The sequence below is a fragment of the Pseudomonas sp. LG1D9 genome, assembly GCF_002949995.1.
Lineage (GTDB): Bacteria > Pseudomonadota > Gammaproteobacteria > Pseudomonadales > Pseudomonadaceae > Aquipseudomonas > Aquipseudomonas proteolytica.
Map to the genome: position 1 here is coordinate 4,693,402 of NZ_CP026881.1, position 18,568 is coordinate 4,711,969.

The following is an 18,568-nucleotide window of genomic DNA, read 5'->3' on the forward strand; positions in this document are numbered from 1 at the left end:
TCGCTTCCTTTATATAGAGGGCGTTACGCCTTGCCCTTGATGAAGTCCGCTTCGCTCATGTCCAGCAGCTTGGCGACGTGTTGCTCTTCGGAGTTGAGCGCAGTGGTGGTTTTATCGTGCTTGCGCTCGTCCAGATTGGAGGGGGCAGCAACGACCGGCGCCGCGTCCACGAATGCCTTAAAACGCGCCAAACCGGTTTCGTCCTGGCAAGCGGCGCGGTGATAGTCGGCCGTTGCTGGGGTTATTTTTCCGGCCTGGGTGGCCGAGGTGATCAGCGCATCAACTTGCTTGTTGTGTTCGGTTTTCTTCTGATCGGCCAAGGCTTGCTCGGCATTGGTGGCTCGTAGCAAAACGCTGTCGTAGTCCGCCCGTGGCATGAACTGCTCAAGGTTGGGTTTTTCGGTGTTCGTCGCTTGCGCGGTTGCTTTGAGTTGAGCCGTGGCCGCAAGGGCCTGTTCTTCGGTCGCCGTTGCAGGCAGGCCGAGTGCAGTCAGAAGCGCAGGTGAAAGCGTCACAGGCGTGACCTCCGTGTTTTCTTGATTGAGGGCGGTCAGCAGGAAGTTGGGTTTATTCGTCAGGCCCGCGCTGACCAGGCGAGCAATACGGGTGGTGTCTGGATCGAAGTCAAAGACAGGGGAAAGGAAGCGGTACTCGCGGTTGATGACTTGCTCGGAGGCCCGAGGGGTCCAATCAACCAAGCCCCACAGGGCGCCGTTACGCAGCTCCAATTGCTTGATCCAGCCAGCCGCTGGTGCGGACTCGCCCTTGCTGGCGCGGTGCTGGGTGGCGTGTTCCCAGTCAATGGGCAGGTCAATAGCGCGACCGTGGAAACTGGACTGGACCAAGGTCCCGGCTTGTTCGTCGAACAGCCATTGCCGACCATCGCGGCCGGTGACGCTGGGACCAGGGGGGATTAGTTCGACCCACTCCGGGGCCTTGCCGTCAGAGACGGTGGCGGAAAGGTCGGTGTTGAGTGCGAGTTGAGTTTTCATGCCGCCATTGTTGGCGGCATCTTAAGAGGGGGATATTTCAGGAACGTTTAAGGTTTTCTCTAGCTTGGTGTCGCGCGTTGACTTCAGTTATCAATTTGCCGATTGCCTCTAGTACTCCTCCGAATGCATCGGCGCTATTTACCACCACCGATTCCCCCGGCAGTAAGGTCTCCATGACACCCAGGTTGTCATCATCCATTATTACTTGCACAACGGGCTTATTGCCTAGCTGGTGCTTCAAATTTTCGAGCTTGGGCGAATCTAAGACTTTCCCATTTCTATACAAAACAACCGCGCATGTTGAGTACATATTTTTATCGCCGCGAGTCAACACGCCTTCACCGGGGGCTGCACCACACTTAATCAATTTGTCATGCAATTGTTTTTGGATCAACTCAAGTACGTTATAGGCGTAACCACTCTGATCGAGAAAATATGTGTCGCACACATGTCCACTCCATGTTCTGTAACCGTAAACACCTGGCGTGAGATCATCACCCGACGAACAAGCCTTAACAAATAGAGAGCCTACACCGCTGATTTCTTTTTCAGTTACGAAGCCTTTAGCTAAAAGAGTGGTCACGGAAAGACGGTGCGCACTTCCTTCAGAGTACTTTGTTAAATAGTCCTCGGAGCTTAAAGTCCCGTTACCGTTACTGGCAATAATTGGGTTGTTATTTATCACATAGAGCCGCTTAAGAAGATCCAAATCCTCCCAGGCTATGTCCTTAAGCGCCAGAGTAAAATATCTTCTTAGTTCAGCGCTGACTTTTGTTGAAGCTATCGCCCTTGTTAGGTTTGCGTACGCTGTGGTTTTCTCCTCCTCGATATCAGCCAAGCAAGCATTGAGAAGCGCATGATAATTGGCTTCCTCAATCTCTCCAGCTAGAAGCTCCTCATCTACCATATCGTCGCGACAGAGAAGTTTCTTATGAAACTCATAGATACGTCTGTCATCCCGCGCATGTATGTAATCTCGAAGCTTTCCTAGTCCGAGCTTTGAAAATTCATACGCAGCTCCTGGGAGGACGGCTCCGGCCGCGCCTATTCCCGCCAAGACTGCAATATCGGCAATTTTCAATATGGAAGAAGTCGCTTGGCTCTTTGAGAGACCTCCAACAGCTTTGACAATCTTGTCCATGATCAGTCCTTTGTACTGCCGTCAGTGAGGGTGACATTACCACTCAGAGGGAATCTAACGCGGGTCTAACGGTGCTTTGTAACCCTGTGAGCGGTAAGCGTACCAGTGGTAGGTGATCGCAGCACCTGCGAGAGTAGACGCCGTTACCCCACAACCGGCTCCAAAAGATACTCTTGGATGATGAGTAGGACCTCTGCTTCATCGTCTGAGGATAACCCTAGATACTCGCGTGCAGGGATATCACCCCAGGGAATAGACTGGCCTTTACCTGTCTTCCCTGACGCTCCTTTCTTCTGCCCAAACTGGTGGACCGCGCCATAGGGACGGTCTGTACCGAAGGCCAGCTCCGCGCTGGTGACTTGTTTGCGCAGCGTGTCCTGGAGCGTGCCTTTCTCTCGCAGGATGCCGGGGCCTTTCTTTCTGGCGAGGGTGACAGGCGAGAGTGGCGCCCAGGGCGAGCCATCCGGGGCCACCTTCTGTCTAAACCGCTCATCGGTGGATATCTGAAGGTATTCACCTATGTCATTGAGCGGGGTTGTCAGGTCGCCCAAGCGCTCGGCCAAGTCATCCAGGGCCTTTCCGACCTGGCTGGTATCTAAGGTGACATCGAGCATTGCACCTGCCATGGTTCTCTCCTACTATCAGTACATCCCATCGGATGAGCAGCCCCTGTCAGGGCCTCCATGCCTACATCCGGGGCGGCCCCGGCGTGACAGCGTCGGGGCTTTTTATTGGGCGCGGCGATACAACGGAACACCGAGGCGCAGGTCTTCCAAGTAGTCTTCACTGTCAGCAACAAAGCCCGTTACGCCATCCCATCCATCATCGCCCACTTCAAACACCGCCAGCGCAGGTGCTGGGTTGCCCTCGATTTCAAAACGCGCAAGGTAACGGCGGCGAACTACAGCTTTTTGCTGGGCATAGAGCCATTCCAAGCGAACCCATATTTCATCAGGTTCCCGTAATGCCTGGGCAACAAGGAGCAGCGTGCGCTCTCGGCCACGCTTTTGTACCTTCAGGGCACCTGTGCGCTTGACTGTGAACATATCGCGACCAATGACCACAGAGTCACCGGTCACATCCTTGAACAATGCTGGCGCGCTTTGTTTGGCACCGAACTCGGCCAGGAAGCGATCCACGTATACATCGTCGGTCAAACCCGATGGCAGCAATTGACCGGCAGGAACGGAACGCGGTGCTGGTAGTGCATCGCTGGCGCGGCGATTAGGCAGACCTGCCGCGTGAGCGCTGGCGGGCTTGCCCTTTATTTCAGGCAGCGGGTCATGTGCCCGCAAAAGAGGGACAGCACCGGAAAGCTTCGACTGACCTGGTGCATATTCGAACCCTGGGTCAATTCCCTTTGGCACACGAACAGTTCGCGGTCCTTCAGGGCTGTTTTTGCCGATGACCCTGTCTTCCCACTCGATGGCGGGCGCCGGGCCAACTGTAAGCCCCATCCGCTCTACGTCTCTGGCTGAGACCATGAACTTTTTGCACTTGCAGCCCCAACCATTTTGCGGGGTATGGGTTGCCCACCACGGATCATCAAGCGGGAGGGTTGTACCGTTCCAAGCCAGGTGCTGTGCCCGTGGGTGTGTGCTGTCCCCGTGACGATACACCGCATAAGGTCGGCGCTTGCGTAGCTCGGGATCAGCCATCTGCGCTTCGCGGCCTGAGTTATAGGATTGGCGCAAGTTTGTTTCCCATATCACATTGGTGCGCCAACCGCGCTCGCCCTGGTACTGCCAGCCATGTTTACCGACAACCAGATCAAAGTCTTTTCGGAACTGCTCCAAGGTTGTGCCATTGGTGATGGACTTTTCAACCGCGCCACGTAGGTCGGCTAGCAGGCCCCGCTTGGCGGCGCCCGCTACTACAAAGGCGTGGTCATGTTCGGCGGCGTATACATCCGTCCAGGTGCGGGTCGGCAGATCGACCTTGGCGCGGAAATAGTCGATCTGTTCTTTAAATGGTAGAGACCCGTGAGACAAGGCCATTTGCTATCTCCCTGTTCTGAATTAAGATCACGGCCCACATGTTTGGATATGGATACCGTCATGAATCTTTCGGCACTTGACCACATAGTTAAAAACAACCCTGAACTCATTGATGAGAATGTTCCAGCGAAGGCTGACTCAGCGGCTACTTTAGGCGTTGCAAAGCTAGTGCTCGGTAATGGCGGAAACGTCGATGCACTTACCGACAAGCAGAGATTTCACTTTGACACCTACATTCTTCCGCTAATCGAGAATGTGGAATGTGACGGCGTTTTTGGCCCCGATATGGAAAATGGTGAAGATGGGTGTGTCGGTAGCGGCCGTATTGATGATGAGGATCTCGAAGGCTGCTACATCATGGATGAGATGCTTTGCCAAGAGTGCCAGCACGTAAACCACAAAATGCAGGAAGACTAAAGCCCGCGCAAAATGTCATCGCGGCCTGCCAGGCTAGCGGCTGCTAGACCATCAGCAATAGCGTCCGCTAACTGACTAGTCGTCATCGCCGGGTAGGTTTCAATCAACCGATCCCGAAACTCTTCCAGGCTGTGAACAGTGTCGAGCAGTTCCTTGATCTGCTCGACCATGTCATCCAGGTATACCCCCACAGATTGCTCCATCGTCCGCACCTGGTTATCCACGATATCCGGGGCCACCACAGGTTTCGCGGGAGCCTGCTCTCTGTTGGCCGCTTGTGCCAACACCGGAGTAACAACGGGCGCAGCAATGCCCAGCAGCTCGGCACCAGCGGCTGGAGCTGGGATATTGAGCTTGTCGCGGATAACCGACTGCTCAACCTTCAACCCCAAAGGCACCAGCTTTTCCAGTGCTTCGATCAGGATCTTGGCGTTTTCGGGCTTGGGTACGTCGAGGATCAGTCGCGGATATGGACGACCAGGTGCAAAGTTAAGATCGCACCAGGGGCGTACAAAATAACGGTTCAGTGTGTTGGATTCGGCCTTGGCATCGGCTTGCAGCAGATCCAGACGCACCTCGTTATGGATCGTCGCTTGTGCCTGGCTAGAGCCGTCGTCAGTAGACATGGTCTGACCCACCACCGCCTTACTGACTTGTTTGTCCCACCATTCGGCCAATCCCTTGAAGAAGTCCCCGGCGCCGGTCACGTTGGCCGCCTGGGTGAAGTCGATACGCATACTGTCCGGGATCACCGCCGCCGCGTCGCTGCCCAGATTGGCAACCGCTGACATGAGCGTAGCGATATCGTCCTTACTGGCACCAGGTCCGTAGCGACCTACGCGCATGGGCATGCCGAAGATGTCGGCGAAGCCCATCCAGTCCTTCCAGGTCCAGGCTTTGCACATGTAACCCACGGCAGCTAGACGCGCCAGGCCACCCCGGATAGGCAAGCCCGAACGAATGCGCGGCAGGTGGACGATGAACTTGTACGGTGCCAAAGGAATGCCATCGACCATGTCGATTTCATCCAGGAGCCGCAGCTCCCGGCCGGTGTCGCGATCGAACTGGAAGAATCGCTGGTCGCGTGGTTCAAAGCGTGATGGGTTCCAGGTCTTGCCACTGCGGTCCCACATGATTTCGGAGACGGCATAGCCTTTGCCCATGGCGTCGGTCAGGTCGGCTTGCAGCTCGCCGAATTCGGGGGAGTCGACTATTTCCTTGAGCTGGTCGGCCCGGCGTACGTCTTCGGCATCGTCGCTGGCGGCTTCAACACGAATAGCTAAGCCGGACACAGCCAGCTTGCGGGTGCCTAACACCGAGGCGTAATGCAGATCCCGCTCTTCCATTTCTTCGGCAAGGGTCAGATAGTCATGGGCTGAACCTTCGGCAGCCGCCTGCAGGATGGCTGCAAGTCGACCAGGTGTCAGACCGCTCGCGACCGACTGGTGCCAAACCTGGCGTATACCGGTGGTGCGAGCTGCGGCCAGCTCTTCGGTGAGTTTGTCGTACTGGATCGGTCGACCGTATTGGTCGACGATTTTGGATTCAGCCATTACCAAATGCCTTTTGTGGAGCGCCAACCGGCGCCGATCTGGATCTCGCGATCATGCTGGGACGCGGGCTGGACTCGGTGATATTCGATGATCTCGACTTCCTGGCGAGAGGCGTAGTCGGCCAACACAGCAGCGATACCGGCGTCGCCGTGGCGCTTGGGGCCGGACTTTTCGCCTTTCTCGTTGGTGCGTTTTTCCGGGATACGGGCCACGCCCTTGATCATCCGGAAGGCGCGTACGTCGCTGACCACGTCCTTGTCGGCCGGGATGTCATAGAAGGTGTTGTCCTCCAGGGCAGCCTTGAACGGTGGCATGTTGTCGCGATACCAACCCTCGGTGAGCATCACCCGCTCAATGCGGTTGAAGCCGAACTCAATGGCGGTGGCCTCTGACAATTGCGAGCCGTTGCCTCTGGCGTCATCCGCACCTTTCAGTAAGTTGGGCAAGCGTCGAAGGATGTAGAACTTGATCTGCTCCTGTTGCTTGAATGGGACGTTACGCAGCTCGACCACGAAGGGCGTGCGCTTGCGCAGGTTCTGTTCCTTGAGCAGCGGCCAGATGACCGAGAGGTCGCCGGTTCGCCCGAAGTCCATGCCATAGAAGCTCTGGACATCCAACGGGATGGCCGACAGCAGCGGGAGTAGATGTTCTTCACACCATTCCAGGGACTCGGCGAGGCGCAGGTGTTCGGCGATGGTTTCGTAACCTTGCGGGTACGCCAGGCGGAGCACCGGCACATCGCGGTTACTGCGTTGCTCGACCAGGGCCATACTGAGGAAGGCGCCGCCCCCTTGGGACGGTACGCAATCAAGCTCTTCATCGGCGGCGTCACCGTAGAAGCCGTATACGTCCTGCACCCACGCAAGTTCATCCTCAAGCCTGTACTCAATGCCTTTACGCAAGCAGACACGCTTGTAGAGACCATCGGCCACAGCTTCGCCAAAGGTGCAGCGGAACACTTCGCCATTGCGCTTGCCCGCCCGGATTTCATTGACCAGGTCGTTGAATGGGTTTTCCGTGCCGTCGTGGGTGCTGATCACATGGACCTCGCCACCCCAGATCAACAGCGCCATGGCCGCTTTCAGCAGCTCGGCCAGGTCGGCATGGAATGCAGCTTCGTCGATCACGACAACACCCTGACGGCCACGCAGGTTGGACGGTCGGCTGGTCAATGCGACGATTCGGTGGCCGCTGGGGAAAGCAATGGTGTATGTCTTGATGTGCTTATCGGGGTCGCTGTCGGGCCAGATGCCTTCCTCGATTTGCTCGGCGGCGTAGTTGTACGCTCGCGCCCACATGGCGCAAGCCTGGATGTACTCCACCGTCATGTCCTGGTTATAGCCCAGGTAATAGACCGTCTGACCACCTGCTGATTTTTCGCTGGCGGCCACCAGGACATTGTCTGCCGCTTCGGCCCAAGTGAGACCAATACGCCGGGACTTCTCGCCCACTTTGAGCGGGGCGCGAATACCGATCCACTCTTTCTGATAGTCGAGCAGTACCGCTGGGGCAATGAGAGCGGCAGTGCTATCCAAGACAATGGGCAGGGTCACGATGCCATCCCTAGAATCTCGCGCCGGATTTCGTCAGCAGTTGCCTGAGTCATCCCACCTTTCTTCGCAATTTTATCAACGCGAGCCGCTGCCGTTTCGACCTTCTCCCGCCACTCGGCCTGCCATTTCTTCTGCACCACCGAAGCCTTGCCTAGCTCGGCCACAGCTTTGGCAACCTTCGGCAAGTCCATCTGATCACCATCAGTCATCAGCAATTTGAACAGGTGTTCTTGGACCAGCCGCATCAACGCTTCGTTGACCGCGCCTTCCTCATCCGGCGCAGCAGCCACCACAGCACGCGCCTGCTCGCTCGCCATCTTCAAAGCCGAGAGCTTGGACTCGAAGTCCTGACCATAACGATGCAGCGCAGACTTGCTGATTGAAAAACCCTGGGTCGACAGCTCGTTAGCTAGGGCTTCGTAATCGCTGAAGTTGTTTTCGGCCAAGGCTTTGTCGAGCCAGTTTTTAACTGACTTGGGCAGACTGGCGACTTTGCTGCGCGGGGGCATGGCATCAGCTCCAGTATTTTTCTGGGCGGGCAATGCCAGGATTGCAGTCGATGGTGTACTCGGCCACGTCGACACCGTAGTGGGTCAATCCGCAGATCCACGCACCGCTAGACTGTTTCTTCAGGGTTGCCAGGCTGCGGTCGGCCAGGTAGTCCAGTTCGCGCCGTAGTTCCAGGCTGGTGGCATCGGGGAAGATGCCCTGGATGGTCGACAGCACCACCGCTTCGTGGGGGTCAACAGGACGCGACGTGTTGAGGGTAAGGATGATGTACCAACGCAGGGATTCCCGGCGGGCCTTGGCTGGATCAATGTTCATGGGCGTAGTCCTTTGAGCTGAACGTTTTCTAACTTGAGTGCCAGGCCGTCGAGCTTGGCTTCGATAATGGATTGATTGCGTGCCCAGTCTTCTCGGCGGACGTAGTGCAAAGGCATCTCGCCACGCAGGCGCTCCATGCCGATCTCCATCTCGCGCAGGCGCTCACTGTCCTTGTCCACCACGGCAAAGCGTTGATCCAGGCGCCGTTCCATTTGCACCAGGAGCATTTTCATAACGCCGACAAATGCGCCGAGGATGGTCACGGCGATACTGATCATTTGCCACACCGGCATTTCGAGTGTCGCCATTAGTGCTTGCTCCTTTCGCGACGGGTTTGGCACTGCGCGCAACGCTGCACACCGGGGATGGCTTGGCGCCGTTCTTCGGGTATCGGCATGTCGCAATCAGACACCTGGCAGAACTCGGCCGAGGGGCCGATCAAAATTTCTTGCTGTGCCAAATGAGTCGCTAAAGCGCTTTCGTTGTGCAGGGCTTCCAGGACGCTGGCGTAGTCACTTGCTTTCATTGCGGGTCCAATTGATCAGGTCTTTGAGCTGCGCCCGGCAGATTCCATACAGCTCGCCATTGCGTACCTGGTTGGTCAGGAGTTGTTCCTGGGTGACGCCTGAGTCGAGGTCGTCAGCGTTTCCGGTTCCGCTGGCAGGCGCAGGAGTTCGGCCGGAGCCGTTCGGGGTTGGCATTGCGGAACTGGGGGTAATACCGTTTGCGGCGTTCCACACGCGGACAAAGCCAGTAGTGAACACAGCAGCAGGCAGTGGCTCAGGTTTCGCATCCAAGGCGCGGCGATAGAGTTTGGTAACACGGGCAACATCTCCTGTGAGTCGGTCAGTGGTCTGACGCAGGGTTTCTTTGGTGTCCGCAAGCTGGCTAACCAGTTGATTATTTTTGCCTTGCTCGATGCGTAGCCGCGCCAGATCTGCATCGGCGGCAAGCTGCTTTTCCACGGCGTGCTCTTTACGCAGAACCTCTACAGCGGTTTCCCCTTCGGACTTAGCCAGGCTGTAGCCTTCGTCGTAGCCGTCCTGGCGATTCAAGTGAAAGCCGTACACCACGACACCGATAACAGCCACGTACCAAAGAAGTGGCTTGACCAGGTCAAACAGGCTTTTCATTGGCAGACCCCTTGGCCCCAGCCATCAGCGACATATAGGGCTTCCCAGCGCAGCAGGATCAGGCGCGGGTATTGGCGGTTTTCCTTGAAGGCTGCGGCCGAGCGGCCGTTGTTGAACCGCTCGACGGAATTGAACCAGGTCAGCGGATCGGCCCCTTTAGCCGATGCCAACTTGCGGTCTTTGATGACCCAGCCCAAACCGCCGTTATAGGCAGAAAGGATCAGCGCCCCTTGTTCGCAGGGGCCACGCGCCTGGATGCGGTTCGCCAGCCAACGGTCATAGCTGACCAACGCTTGCATGGACCAAATCGGGTTATACGGTTCGACCTTACCTAGGGCCTTGGGGAACAACCCGGCAAGCCAGGTGGCGGTCGAGGGCATCACCTGGCCCAAGCCTTGCGCACCGACGGGCGACCTTGCGTCGAACTTCCAGCGGCTTTCCTGGTGGATCTGCGCGGCGAAGGTGGACACCGGAGCATCCAGGCCCCATTCGGCCTGAGCGATGCGGGTCAGGTCACGGCGGTAGCGTTCGGCCTGGTCCGGGATTTCGGCTTTGGCTGGTGGGCTGGTGGCCAGACCTACCAACAACCCAATTCCGGCCGCAGCTATATATAGAAGGGAACGAGAGCGCCGCATGTCAGAGCCCCAACGTCAGGCCGAGGACGCAGCCCAGCACGATCAGGGCACGGCGAATACCAGCCATGGAACGGTCGCAAGCGGGGACTGCGTCTGGTCGTGCGTAGGGGAACAGCGCCCGGTCGAGCCAGTAGCCCAACACACAACCCAGTGTGACCAGGCCACATTTATAGAGGACAACTGGCAATTTGGTTGGGGCGACAATTGCCAGACAGAACAGCAAGGCGATGGTGATCAACGCCCAGAAGGTCATACGGGGCGTGCGGGGTTGCCGCTTCGGTGTGGTGGTTGTCATTGAGATACTCGCGGTGAGTGCATGGTGGCGCGTAGTGCGGCCAGTTGTTGAGCGGCCACAGAGGTATTGCCGCGCACGTAGGTGGGGGCTTGGTATTCGGCGAAGGTTGGTGTGATGGTTCTTACAGGGGGGCGTAACTTTTCCTGTTCGCGGACGTGTTGCTCGGTGCGGGCTTCGGCTTGTGAGATATGCGACTGCACCAACTCCCGCCAGTCGGACGGAACCTTGGCCCACAGCACCGCACGCGCTGCATCATCACCTGCGGCTTGAATAAGCTGGGCGAACTGGCGCGGCCGTTGGGGCCGGGTGACTTTGGGGGGAGCGGAATGCATAGCGCGAACCTGCCGTTTGAATGAACGGGTGTAGGTTCGCGCACGGGGGGAGAAGTTGTAATTTCAGGGGGGTTTAAGGTTTTAGCACCGCTCGGTGGCGGGGCTTTAGTTACTCAGTTGCAAGCTGTAGGGCTTTAGTCGCAGGAACTGGCAAGTATGCTGCGCCCTTAGTTGATGTGTCGAAGTTGCAGATTTTCTTGCACGGAGACTTCACTGTGAACATGCCCCCATCGCCAATATCGTAGAAGCATGTATGCCCAGATGCGTAATAGTCACGGGGCAATGTTTTCACCGGAGACGTAAGGGTAACGGCAACTTGAACTATTTCCTTCCAACCTAGCTGCTTCTCATCATAGGCTTCGGCAGGCTGACGGATAGCCACTAGGCTTGATACTTCAGAAGTCTTTTGGAGGTTCACTAATGTAGGGCAAGCATCCAGCAGGATCTGAGTTGCTTGCTTTTCAACGGCGCTTTCAGCATGAGCAAAATTCAATACGCCAAGCCCTACTATCAGTAGTGATGCCGAATACGCCGTTGTCCTTTTCATCAGTGAACTGTCCCTTCATCAAAGCCGAATAAGTCGGGCTCGCTCTTACGGTGGAGCGCCCGTTGACGGGCAATGATGTCATAAATCGTTTGGCTCGACAGGTCGTACTTGCTGACCATATCGGCGGGTTTGACCCCACGGTCTCGCCAATCTTGATAGATCGCCGCGTCGCGCATAGCTCGCTTTAGGATTGTGCCCCGTGGCAGATACATCACTGTACCGCCCTGGTGTTCACAGATCGAATAGACCACGCGGCGGGCCAATTCAGGGGCACAGTCCGGGTTATTAAGCGCCTTACGCAGTTCGACTTCTGCAACCCTGACCATCTCACCCAGGGTGCCCTCCCAACGTGCAAGAACGGTGGGTGACTCCATGTGAGCTAGAACCTTATCAGGGTCGAGCTTATCGCTGTCGTCCGGGAATAGTTCTTCGTTCATCGCTCAGGCCTCCCATGTCGGCGGGCATCGTAGGTCAATGCCGCAACCAGTTTTTGCAGTTGTCCAGGGTCGAGCCATTCCACGCGCTGGACCTTGAACATGCGAAAGGCCATACCATCGGCATACGCCCAGGAGCGTTTCGCCTCGGCGAGCAAGGCCTCAATCTTACCCACCAGCTTCTCCCTGTCTGGCGCAGGTGTCGGCGCTTTGCGGCCATGCTTTTTAGCCGGTGCCGACGCCCACCCCAACCGGGCGAACTCGGCCAGTACTGCGCCGGTCTGGCGGGGGGTCAGGTCTTTGGCCGAGCGCACACCAGCCACACGGACCAGTAAGGCGCGGTAGGTTTCGTCATCCAGTCCCAGATCCTTTTTGGCGATATGGATTTTGCTCAGTTGCAGGTTTCGCGTGCTCATTGTCTTCCTCCTTTGATCAGGGCCTGGAACGCGGCCGGGTCGTTTCGGGACAGTGCGGCGACACCATGAATAGCCATGGTGAGCGCGTGCTCTGTTTCATCGAACGCCCCGGCGCTGCGGATCTGTTCCACTTCGCTCCTGGTGCCGCTATAGATTTCCATCTTGAGTTTGCTAGCGCCCATAGCCAGGCGCTTGTCTTTATCGCGCTTGCGCTGGGCGCGTTTACGCTCGCGAGCCAGGCGGGTTTTGCGCTGTGCGGGTGATTCGTCTGTCATGGGTGGCTGCTCATCAGTACCGGACAACCACGTCCGGCAGACCGCCCCAGCAAGCCGGGGCGGTTTCGCTTATTGAAGGGTCATGGTGGTGGGTTGCCAGTGGCAGGCAGGAATAGCACCCAACATCTTTTCGCTGGCGATCAGGTCAAAAAGTTTGTTGGACAGGCGCGTGGCCTCCGTCTGCCGGGGGGCGCCCAGGGGGCTGGCGGGTACGCCTGTCATGTCAACGGTGACGGAAGGTTTCCCGTTGCTTTCGTGACGGTCTTCCAGGGTGATAGTGATCTTGGCCATAACAATTCCTATGACTAATGACTTAGACGCCCAGGGCGCGAAAGCCGGGTTGATTGCTTTTGCCAAGCCACTGGATAAATCGCGCTACAGCCGTGATGCCTTCGCGCTGGTTCGCAGCCTCTGGCACACCGGGAACAAAGATCGTTTCGTTGTCTAGCCGAGACAGTCGAGCGCTTACGGTAACGATGTCGCGCACAATCTTTTCTTCGCCCACAGCGAGAGCAATGGCTCCCTCAGGAACACTGACTCCAAAGTCGATATGGCCGGATGCGAAGCAATAGGCGGTGATAGTTTTTTTCATTTCAATGTCCCCTCTAATTCAACAAAAGCGGTTTGCGCGCTCTGCTCGATGCAGGCGCCAACTCAGATTTAGGCAAGTCCAACTGGTCGCTTTTGACCACGACAAGCGAGACCTCTGGCGCTTCACCAACCCGATAACGCTGCTTGCGGCTTGAAAAGTCTGAGTCGACTGCCAGCGCCTGGCTCATCAAATCAAGCACCTTGAGGGCAGATGCTTGGGGCAATAGGTAGTCCCGATAACCCAGGGTGACTACGGCCATTTGTTGCGGTTTGCTGGTACGAACGGCCATATCAAACCCCCGCGATATCAAGGCTGATTGGTTCGTATTGGTCGGTGTCACCAACACGCTGATACACACGGATGTAGGACTTGGAACCAATCACCTGACAGGCGTCACCAATGGCCTGCATGGCGCGCTGCCAGCGTTCATCGGTGATTTCCATACGGCGCAATGCCAGGACGCGGGCCGTGCGGATGTCGCCTTTCTGGTCAGTCCGAAAGGCGTCATTCACCAGCGTGACCACTTCGGGACGTGCCCCGGTGGTCCAGTCGCGCAGGCATTCATCAATCAATGCCCGCGCCGCCTGTAGGCGCTCGTCGAAGGCGATGCTTTCCTGGACAGCACGCATGATTTTGAACCGCCCATCGAAGCTGATCAGGCTCACATTGCCCTTCTTGCCGCCGATCTGAGCGCCGTATTGCTCGGCGCTGAGTTCCACAAAGGCTTCGATATCACCGAAAGCCGAGGCCTTGAACTTCGCCAGAACCTCGTTGGCAGCACGGGCTTTTTCAACCAGGCCAAGTACCAGGGTGTCCCGTTCCAAGTCGATAGGCTTGATCATGCTTTCCGGGATCAACCGTTTTTGAGCGTCGACGCGGTAGCCTTCGGGAATGGTTTGTTGTTGAGTCATTGCAAGTTTCCTCAGTGGAGAGTCAGTCGCGACCAGTCAGCAGGACGGGAGGCGCTTATGGGTTCGCGCCATTCCAGGGTCACGCCCTGAAACTGCACGTTGTAACGAGTGCTGCCGGCTGTGCCGTGGCGTTGGTAGCCGTCGGTATGGCCGAGGTTGATCAGGCGCTGACCTGACTCGGGAGTGATCACCAGGAGATTGTTTGCAGGGTGAAACGCCTGCACGCGGATACCGTGCGCCTGCAAGTTGCGGGCGGCAGCGTTGAACACCCGCAGGCGGTCTGCCAGGGTCGGGGTCAGGACTTTCAATGGCGTGCGGTTAGTGGAGGCGAGCATGGGCGTTCTCCTGGTTGCAGCAGTCGGGGTTGATTGGGCAGTGTTGGCAGGCGCGCCAGTGCTGCATCGCCTGTGGGTTATGAGTTGGTGCCGGTTTTTCGCGGTAGCTTTGGCACTGGTCAGAGGTGACGGTCTCGTCCAGGGCGACACATTCAATGCGGCCCAGGGTTTCCATCACGCGCCGCTCCACGCCCGCAGTGCTGGGGGATGCGTAGCGGTTGGATAGAATCAGGCTGACGGCCGTGCGGCTCATGCCAATGCGCTGGCTGGCCTTGGTTTTGTTGCTGGCGGCTACCTCAGCGGCAAGCAAGCGCACGAACAACGGCACTTCGTTGCCCCAGGCGGACAGGTTGACCTGGTTCATTCGGCCACCTCCTGGTCAGCTTTGCGCCACACGACCTGATCGAGGTTCGGGTCGTAGACTTGGTGAAAGTCGCGCTGATAGATCGGATGTTTGGGGCCGGTGTACCGAGACGGAACCAGGCGGAAACGAGTTTTAACACCAGGCGTGCCGCCTCGACGTGTCACATAGCCAGCCTTTGCTAGACCCGACAAATACACGTGAGCGCCAAATTCACTAATGGACACGCCGTTGACACTGGCGGCGACGGCAGCCTCAGCGGCGCTAAACTCGCCCAGGATGCGCAATGCCCGCCACACGTTCTCTGCACCGGCCGCATACTTGGATACTTTGCCGTTACGGGTAATGCGCGGGGCTTCAACGCCTTCGTCTTTAAGGAGTTCCCACTCGGCATCGAAGCGCCCGACGTTGCGAATTTTGCTAACAATGCCGGCCTTTTCCATGTCTCGAAAATAGCCACGTACGGTTTGGTCGTCCTGGTTCGACTTTCGAGCAACAGCGTAAGTCGTCAGCTCTTTAGGGCTGGCGTTGATGGCACGAATGGCTTCCCAAATATGTTGGCGTGGGGGCTTTCCTCCCACCATCACCAGATCGGCTCTGATTCCCATGGTTCAAGCCCTCCGCGACGGCGCTTCGCCGGTAAACCAACCGCGTGAGCCCCAACCGGCGAGGTCGATGCTGTCGATGGCCTGGGCTTGGGTTTCGCTGTAGACCCGATATAGGTTGACGGCGATACGGCGAAGGCACCCACCGACCTTGGTCCGCAGATCTTCCAACAGGTCATCGGCAAAGCGCAGTGATGGATAACTGGCCTTGCTCAAGGCGCGCAGATCATCGAGGGTGGCGCGTTGCGCAGGCACCCACTCCAGCACACGGTTATGCAGGCGCTCCAACTTAGCCAAACTACCGGGCACACGCTCTTCGCCGATCAGGACGATGGTTCCCTGGCTGGCGTTGTAGATGTCGGTCAGAACGTTGGCGACGGCCTTTTCCAGCAGGTACTGCACGTCGTCAATTAGCAGTGGGCGACCACTGCGGGATAGCTGCTCGGCGATCTGGTCAACCATCTGTGACAAGGTGCGCTCTGGCTGGATGCTCATTTCGCGCAGGATGGCGAGCAGGAAAGCTTTCTTGCTCCAGGTATCGCGACACTCCACGTAGTAGGCGCGATGTTGGTTGGCGGCGAAGGCAGCGCCCACGCTTTTACCCAGCCCGCTTGCGCCGTACATCACCACCAAACCAGGCAGGCCGGCTGGGCGGGCATGGGTTCGGGCGATGGCGGCGGACAAGAGGCCGACATTGGTCAGGGGAACGATCTTGGTAACACTCATAATGCGACTCCTAAAGGTCTTGGGTTAAGCGCGGGCCTGCTCGGCGAACGCGAACATTTGCTGTATCGAGGTGAAGTCCGGGTGCTGCGGGTAGCGGGAATGCCATTGGGTTTCTTCTGGTGACAGCGACTCGCCGCTGGTGAGGCGGGCGTCGAGCTGGTTCCAGAGCCGATAGCGGGCGGTTGGATCGGTGGGTAAGTCGAAAGCTTTAGGTTTCGGCGCTGACAGTTCGGCGAACTGGCGAGCTTCGGCCATTTGCTCAAGACTGAGCTGCGCGGATGGCGCGGTGGACGGCGCGATCATTTCCACACGTTTGCCGGTCAAGGTTTCAAGCTTGTCTAGGGCACGCTTCATCTGGCCGCTTTCGCGCTTGTCGTACGCTTTTTCGATCATCGCCTTCGGCATGTAGTCGCTGGCATTGCCGTCCACCAAGGCTTCGCCGATCAGTTCGCCGTCCAGGGTACGAACCCACACGCGGGACGCATCACGTACGTCGTAAGCTAGTCGGATGTCATCGCCATGAAAGCTGCGCAATGCATCAAGGAAGTAGGTTTCGCCTGCCCAGGTGACTTCGCCACGACGTGTCGGCCGGACGACTTGTGGGCGCGACAGGTCATTGAGCAGCTCGGCTGGAGCGATAATTGGCTCCCAACCTTCGGCGCGTGCGGCTTCCCACGCTTCGTTCGGGCTCATGTGGCGCAGCTTGCCGGTCAGCGGGTCGCGGAATTTGGCGAGCCCCCTGTGCGGGCTGTTGTTGTAGGTTTCAATCTCGTATTCGACACCGGCCATGAACTCGGCGAAGGTCGGAATCAAGCGGGTACGGCCGGTTTCGCGCAGCTCTTTGCGGCCAATCCGATGCACTTTCGTGCCCGCGTGTTTGTCCATGTCGGCGCCGATATAGCTGGTCAACTTCTTGGCTGCGTTGACCCAAATGGTCTGGTGGGAACGTTCGATAAGACCCCGTGCCTGGCTGTTATAAGGGAGTGCGTGGGTCATGGTGCCACCAAGCCGGTCAACTACTTCGCGGACGGTGTCGTTGGCAAAGCCTGAACCGTTATCGACGTAGAACATTGCGAACATGCCGTGCTGCATGGCGTCACGTAGCGCGTCCATCACACCGATGGTGGACTCTGCCTCACCAATCGAAATGCCAATGGCCTTCCGTGTTGCGACATCAAGAACGGTGGTTGCTTCAGGGCGGTATGGCTTACCGGTGCGTGGGTTCAGCACCTCGGCGTCAAACTTGTGACCGTCTGCGGTGAATACGTCGCAGGGGTACATGCTCTTGGTGGAGCGGCGCTTGAACGGTTGCAGGGCTTTGAGTTCCTGCGGTGTACGACGGCCACGCTCGCGGGCTTCGGCACTCAGCTTATTAAGGAAGCGACGCACGACGTGGATGCTGGGCCGTTCGGCCGGGTTCTTGATGGCAAACTCGGCATAGGCGGATTCCACGCTGGGCTTGGTTGGGCGCTGGTAGCAAGCAAGGAATGACGCTGCCCATGCAGGCAAACTCATGTCCTTTTGACGGCGTGCAGGCGCGAGGCCGGTTTCACCCTCTTTGCGGTAGTCGGCCAGCCAGCGCTTGAGCGTTCGCTCGCTCAAAGAGCGGTCCCCGGTCTTGCGGTCGTTGGCGCGCTGCACCAACCCATTTAAATAGGGGGTGAGCTGTTCTGCTTTTGCCAGGGAAACCAAGGTGTCGATGGCGCGTTGCTGGCTGATGGTCTGGCTCATGCGTTCGATTTCACGCACGAAGCCCAGGCGAGCAGTCATCACAGAGCGTTGATCTTCGCTCAAGCGTGACGCAGAAACGGCGTCACGTTGAACAGATATTGAATCTGTAAGCGGTGTGCATTCAGGTTCAGCCTCGGACACGGAGGCGGCGATTAACGCGGCCTGAGTTTCTGGCGGCAGAGCAGCAAAGCGATACTCGACAGCCTTACTGCCGAGACGGCTCTGGCCTTCCCATCGTTCGCGCTTAGCACGTATCTGAATTGCCCGCTCTGTTCCAGGCATCCCAGGCAGACCAGCCAGCTCACGGGCGGAGTACCAATTATGCATGGCCGTCACCCAGCATTTTTTTAAGCTCGCGGGCTTGCCTGGTCGCGTCAGCGGCGACACGAGCTAGACGGCCCAACTCAGCATTGAGAGCATCACGACCGTAAGCCACGCGGCCACCGCGCTGCTCAACGAGCCAGTCCGTCAAAACGTGACTGCTACATACCTCTTCAAGCAGCGGTGCCCTATAGAACGGCAGGTTATGGTCTGTTCGGGCTGGGCTCGACCACGCATCAAGCATGTGCTTGCTGACGTCATCGCCGGAAAGGCGGGACATGCGTGCGCCAATTTCATAACGGTCCAGATCTGAACCTTTCAGAATCTCGCTGATCAGTTCACTGACCTGCGCCGCATTGTTGCCATTCCCTGGGATAGCCAGAACTGGCTGGGGAACAGAGAAGATGTCTAACGTACGATCGTCCTTTACACGGCGCATGT

Annotated in this window: 29 protein-coding genes and 1 other RNA gene; 1 reads left to right on the plus strand and 29 read right to left on the minus strand. The window is 57.6% G+C overall.

Translation table 11 applies throughout. The features are described 5' to 3' along the window. Positions 1-23: 23 nt before the first annotated feature. The 4 genes from C5F71_RS21990 to C5F71_RS22005 form a co-directional block, all read right to left on the minus strand. Positions 24-992: a phage protease gene (locus C5F71_RS21990; protein WP_104911928.1), complete on the minus strand. Its 969-nt coding sequence runs from the start codon at positions 990-992 to the stop codon at positions 24-26. 37 nt (positions 993-1,029) lie between these two features. Continuing rightward, positions 1,030-2,133, minus strand: a complete 1,104-nt coding sequence (locus tag C5F71_RS21995) for a hypothetical protein (RefSeq protein WP_104911929.1) — start codon at positions 2,131-2,133, stop codon at positions 1,030-1,032. A gap of 143 nt (positions 2,134-2,276) precedes the next feature. Next, positions 2,277-2,759 (minus strand): phage virion morphogenesis protein, encoded by a 483-nt coding sequence (locus C5F71_RS22000; protein ID WP_104911930.1) that lies wholly within the window; start codon positions 2,757-2,759, stop codon positions 2,277-2,279. Between the two features lie 102 nt (positions 2,760-2,861). After that, a complete protein-coding gene (locus tag C5F71_RS22005; RefSeq protein ID WP_104911931.1) occupies positions 2,862-4,130 on the minus strand; it encodes a PBECR2 nuclease fold domain-containing protein in 1,269 nt (422 codons plus the stop codon). Between the two features lie 60 nt (positions 4,131-4,190). Between C5F71_RS22005 and C5F71_RS22010 the strand changes: the two genes are divergently transcribed. Next, positions 4,191-4,547 carry a hypothetical protein gene (locus tag C5F71_RS22010; protein WP_104911932.1) on the plus strand — a complete coding sequence of 119 codons (357 nt, stop codon included), beginning with the start codon at positions 4,191-4,193 and terminating at the stop codon, positions 4,545-4,547. On the opposite strand, the gene C5F71_RS22015 is transcribed toward C5F71_RS22010, so the two are convergent. The 25 genes from C5F71_RS22015 to C5F71_RS22135 form a co-directional block, all read right to left on the minus strand. After that, the gene (locus tag C5F71_RS22015) at positions 4,544-6,100 is read right to left on the minus strand and encodes a DUF935 domain-containing protein (RefSeq protein ID WP_104911933.1); all 1,557 of its coding nucleotides are present in this window, start codon (positions 6,098-6,100) and stop codon (positions 4,544-4,546) included. The two genes, C5F71_RS22010 and C5F71_RS22015, sit on opposite strands and share 4 nt — an antisense overlap. Then, positions 6,100-7,653, minus strand: coding sequence for a hypothetical protein (locus C5F71_RS22020; RefSeq protein WP_104911934.1), 1,554 nt, complete (start codon positions 7,651-7,653; stop codon positions 6,100-6,102). The genes C5F71_RS22015 and C5F71_RS22020 overlap by 1 nt, the downstream gene beginning before the upstream one ends. Then, positions 7,650-8,162: a DUF3486 family protein gene (locus C5F71_RS22025; protein WP_092235901.1), complete on the minus strand. Its 513-nt coding sequence runs from the start codon at positions 8,160-8,162 to the stop codon at positions 7,650-7,652. The genes C5F71_RS22020 and C5F71_RS22025 overlap by 4 nt, the downstream gene beginning before the upstream one ends. Positions 8,163-8,166: 4 nt before the next feature. Further along, positions 8,167-8,478 carry a hypothetical protein gene (locus C5F71_RS22030; protein ID WP_099170067.1) on the minus strand — a complete coding sequence of 104 codons (312 nt, stop codon included), beginning with the start codon at positions 8,476-8,478 and terminating at the stop codon, positions 8,167-8,169. Next, the gene (locus C5F71_RS22035) at positions 8,475-8,786 is read right to left on the minus strand and encodes a hypothetical protein (RefSeq protein WP_092235906.1); all 312 of its coding nucleotides are present in this window, start codon (positions 8,784-8,786) and stop codon (positions 8,475-8,477) included. Before C5F71_RS22035 ends, C5F71_RS22030 begins: the two co-directional genes overlap by 4 nt. Continuing rightward, positions 8,786-9,004: a TraR/DksA C4-type zinc finger protein gene (locus C5F71_RS29765; RefSeq protein WP_104911935.1), complete on the minus strand. Its 219-nt coding sequence runs from the start codon at positions 9,002-9,004 to the stop codon at positions 8,786-8,788. Before C5F71_RS29765 ends, C5F71_RS22035 begins: the two co-directional genes overlap by 1 nt. Next, a complete protein-coding gene (locus C5F71_RS22045) occupies positions 8,991-9,611 on the minus strand; it encodes a DNA-packaging protein (RefSeq protein ID WP_104911936.1) in 621 nt (206 codons plus the stop codon). The genes C5F71_RS29765 and C5F71_RS22045 overlap by 14 nt, the downstream gene beginning before the upstream one ends. Next, entirely contained in the window at positions 9,608-10,246 is a 639-nt protein-coding gene (locus tag C5F71_RS22050; RefSeq protein ID WP_177410414.1) for a transglycosylase SLT domain-containing protein, read from the minus strand. The genes C5F71_RS22045 and C5F71_RS22050 overlap by 4 nt, the downstream gene beginning before the upstream one ends. A gap of 1 nt (position 10,247) precedes the next feature. Continuing rightward, positions 10,248-10,541, minus strand: a complete 294-nt coding sequence (locus C5F71_RS22055; protein WP_256587965.1) for a putative holin — start codon at positions 10,539-10,541, stop codon at positions 10,248-10,250. Further along, positions 10,538-10,873: a hypothetical protein gene (locus C5F71_RS22060; RefSeq protein WP_104911938.1), complete on the minus strand. Its 336-nt coding sequence runs from the start codon at positions 10,871-10,873 to the stop codon at positions 10,538-10,540. The genes C5F71_RS22055 and C5F71_RS22060 overlap by 4 nt, the downstream gene beginning before the upstream one ends. A gap of 109 nt (positions 10,874-10,982) precedes the next feature. Continuing rightward, entirely contained in the window at positions 10,983-11,420 is a 438-nt protein-coding gene (locus tag C5F71_RS22065) for a hypothetical protein (protein WP_104911939.1), read from the minus strand. Beyond that, positions 11,420-11,857: a Mor transcription activator family protein gene (locus C5F71_RS22070; protein WP_104911940.1), complete on the minus strand. Its 438-nt coding sequence runs from the start codon at positions 11,855-11,857 to the stop codon at positions 11,420-11,422. Before C5F71_RS22070 ends, C5F71_RS22065 begins: the two co-directional genes overlap by 1 nt. Further along, positions 11,854-12,270: a gp16 family protein gene (locus C5F71_RS22075; protein ID WP_104911941.1), complete on the minus strand. Its 417-nt coding sequence runs from the start codon at positions 12,268-12,270 to the stop codon at positions 11,854-11,856. The genes C5F71_RS22070 and C5F71_RS22075 overlap by 4 nt, the downstream gene beginning before the upstream one ends. Continuing rightward, a complete protein-coding gene (locus C5F71_RS22080; protein ID WP_104911942.1) occupies positions 12,267-12,545 on the minus strand; it encodes a hypothetical protein in 279 nt (92 codons plus the stop codon). Before C5F71_RS22080 ends, C5F71_RS22075 begins: the two co-directional genes overlap by 4 nt. After that, positions 12,546-12,616, minus strand: an RNA gene (locus C5F71_RS22085) — hammerhead ribozyme type II. After that, positions 12,615-12,836, minus strand: coding sequence for a hypothetical protein (locus C5F71_RS22090; RefSeq protein ID WP_104911943.1), 222 nt, complete (start codon positions 12,834-12,836; stop codon positions 12,615-12,617). Before C5F71_RS22090 ends, C5F71_RS22085 begins: the two co-directional genes overlap by 2 nt. A 22-nt stretch (positions 12,837-12,858) precedes the next feature. Next, a complete protein-coding gene (locus C5F71_RS22095; protein ID WP_104911944.1) occupies positions 12,859-13,137 on the minus strand; it encodes a host nuclease inhibitor protein in 279 nt (92 codons plus the stop codon). A 13-nt stretch (positions 13,138-13,150) separates the two neighbouring features. Beyond that, complete coding sequence (locus C5F71_RS22100; RefSeq protein WP_218274766.1) at positions 13,151-13,426, minus strand: hypothetical protein; 276 nt, start codon at positions 13,424-13,426, stop codon at positions 13,151-13,153. A 1-nt stretch (position 13,427) separates the two neighbouring features. Then, positions 13,428-14,048: a DUF3164 family protein gene (locus C5F71_RS22105; RefSeq protein WP_104911945.1), complete on the minus strand. Its 621-nt coding sequence runs from the start codon at positions 14,046-14,048 to the stop codon at positions 13,428-13,430. Between the two features lie 11 nt (positions 14,049-14,059). Then, positions 14,060-14,383 (minus strand): hypothetical protein, encoded by a 324-nt coding sequence (locus C5F71_RS22110; protein ID WP_104911946.1) that lies wholly within the window; start codon positions 14,381-14,383, stop codon positions 14,060-14,062. Then, the gene (locus tag C5F71_RS22115) at positions 14,367-14,747 is read right to left on the minus strand and encodes a hypothetical protein (protein ID WP_069557251.1); all 381 of its coding nucleotides are present in this window, start codon (positions 14,745-14,747) and stop codon (positions 14,367-14,369) included. The genes C5F71_RS22110 and C5F71_RS22115 overlap by 17 nt, the downstream gene beginning before the upstream one ends. Then, positions 14,744-15,352 (minus strand): hypothetical protein, encoded by a 609-nt coding sequence (locus C5F71_RS22120; RefSeq protein ID WP_256587966.1) that lies wholly within the window; start codon positions 15,350-15,352, stop codon positions 14,744-14,746. Before C5F71_RS22120 ends, C5F71_RS22115 begins: the two co-directional genes overlap by 4 nt. 3 nt (positions 15,353-15,355) lie before the next feature. Continuing rightward, complete coding sequence (locus C5F71_RS22125) at positions 15,356-16,075, minus strand: AAA family ATPase (protein ID WP_104911947.1); 720 nt, start codon at positions 16,073-16,075, stop codon at positions 15,356-15,358. 24 nt (positions 16,076-16,099) lie between these two features. Continuing rightward, positions 16,100-18,133, minus strand: coding sequence for a DNA-binding protein (locus C5F71_RS22130; protein WP_104911948.1), 2,034 nt, complete (start codon positions 18,131-18,133; stop codon positions 16,100-16,102). After that, a complete protein-coding gene (locus C5F71_RS22135; protein ID WP_096144719.1) occupies positions 18,126-18,566 on the minus strand; it encodes a hypothetical protein in 441 nt (146 codons plus the stop codon). The genes C5F71_RS22130 and C5F71_RS22135 overlap by 8 nt, the downstream gene beginning before the upstream one ends. Between the last annotated feature and the right edge of the window lie 2 nt (positions 18,567-18,568).

Coding starts and splice junctions, on each gene's coding strand:
- C5F71_RS21990 (WP_104911928.1), bottom strand. CDS start 992: ATGAAAACTCAACTCGCACTCAACACCGACCTTTCCGCCACCGTCTCT.
- C5F71_RS21995 (WP_104911929.1), bottom strand. CDS start 2,133: ATGGACAAGATTGTCAAAGCTGTTGGAGGTCTCTCAAAGAGCCAAGCG.
- C5F71_RS22000 (WP_104911930.1), bottom strand. CDS start 2,759: ATGGCAGGTGCAATGCTCGATGTCACCTTAGATACCAGCCAGGTCGGA.
- C5F71_RS22005 (WP_104911931.1), bottom strand. CDS start 4,130: ATGGCCTTGTCTCACGGGTCTCTACCATTTAAAGAACAGATCGACTAT.
- C5F71_RS22010 (WP_104911932.1), top strand. CDS start 4,191: ATGAATCTTTCGGCACTTGACCACATAGTTAAAAACAACCCTGAACTC.
- C5F71_RS22015 (WP_104911933.1), bottom strand. CDS start 6,100: ATGGCTGAATCCAAAATCGTCGACCAATACGGTCGACCGATCCAGTAC.
- C5F71_RS22025 (WP_092235901.1), bottom strand. CDS start 8,162: ATGCCCCCGCGCAGCAAAGTCGCCAGTCTGCCCAAGTCAGTTAAAAAC.
- C5F71_RS22030 (WP_099170067.1), bottom strand. CDS start 8,478: ATGAACATTGATCCAGCCAAGGCCCGCCGGGAATCCCTGCGTTGGTAC.
- C5F71_RS22035 (WP_092235906.1), bottom strand. CDS start 8,786: ATGGCGACACTCGAAATGCCGGTGTGGCAAATGATCAGTATCGCCGTG.
- C5F71_RS29765 (WP_104911935.1), bottom strand. CDS start 9,004: ATGAAAGCAAGTGACTACGCCAGCGTCCTGGAAGCCCTGCACAACGAA.
- C5F71_RS22045 (WP_104911936.1), bottom strand. CDS start 9,611: ATGAAAAGCCTGTTTGACCTGGTCAAGCCACTTCTTTGGTACGTGGCT.
- C5F71_RS22050 (WP_177410414.1), bottom strand. CDS start 10,246: ATGCGGCGCTCTCGTTCCCTTCTATATATAGCTGCGGCCGGAATTGGG.
- C5F71_RS22055 (WP_256587965.1), bottom strand. CDS start 10,541: ATGACAACCACCACACCGAAGCGGCAACCCCGCACGCCCCGTATGACC.
- C5F71_RS22060 (WP_104911938.1), bottom strand. CDS start 10,873: ATGCATTCCGCTCCCCCCAAAGTCACCCGGCCCCAACGGCCGCGCCAG.
- C5F71_RS22065 (WP_104911939.1), bottom strand. CDS start 11,420: ATGAAAAGGACAACGGCGTATTCGGCATCACTACTGATAGTAGGGCTT.
- C5F71_RS22070 (WP_104911940.1), bottom strand. CDS start 11,857: ATGAACGAAGAACTATTCCCGGACGACAGCGATAAGCTCGACCCTGAT.
- C5F71_RS22075 (WP_104911941.1), bottom strand. CDS start 12,270: ATGAGCACGCGAAACCTGCAACTGAGCAAAATCCATATCGCCAAAAAG.
- C5F71_RS22080 (WP_104911942.1), bottom strand. CDS start 12,545: ATGACAGACGAATCACCCGCACAGCGCAAAACCCGCCTGGCTCGCGAG.
- C5F71_RS22090 (WP_104911943.1), bottom strand. CDS start 12,836: ATGGCCAAGATCACTATCACCCTGGAAGACCGTCACGAAAGCAACGGG.
- C5F71_RS22095 (WP_104911944.1), bottom strand. CDS start 13,137: ATGAAAAAAACTATCACCGCCTATTGCTTCGCATCCGGCCATATCGAC.
- C5F71_RS22100 (WP_218274766.1), bottom strand. CDS start 13,426: ATGGCCGTTCGTACCAGCAAACCGCAACAAATGGCCGTAGTCACCCTG.
- C5F71_RS22105 (WP_104911945.1), bottom strand. CDS start 14,048: ATGACTCAACAACAAACCATTCCCGAAGGCTACCGCGTCGACGCTCAA.
- C5F71_RS22110 (WP_104911946.1), bottom strand. CDS start 14,383: ATGCTCGCCTCCACTAACCGCACGCCATTGAAAGTCCTGACCCCGACC.
- C5F71_RS22115 (WP_069557251.1), bottom strand. CDS start 14,747: ATGAACCAGGTCAACCTGTCCGCCTGGGGCAACGAAGTGCCGTTGTTC.
- C5F71_RS22120 (WP_256587966.1), bottom strand. CDS start 15,352: ATGGGAATCAGAGCCGATCTGGTGATGGTGGGAGGAAAGCCCCCACGC.
- C5F71_RS22125 (WP_104911947.1), bottom strand. CDS start 16,075: ATGAGTGTTACCAAGATCGTTCCCCTGACCAATGTCGGCCTCTTGTCC.
- C5F71_RS22130 (WP_104911948.1), bottom strand. CDS start 18,133: ATGCATAATTGGTACTCCGCCCGTGAGCTGGCTGGTCTGCCTGGGATG.
- C5F71_RS22135 (WP_096144719.1), bottom strand. CDS start 18,566: ATGCGCCGTGTAAAGGACGATCGTACGTTAGACATCTTCTCTGTTCCC.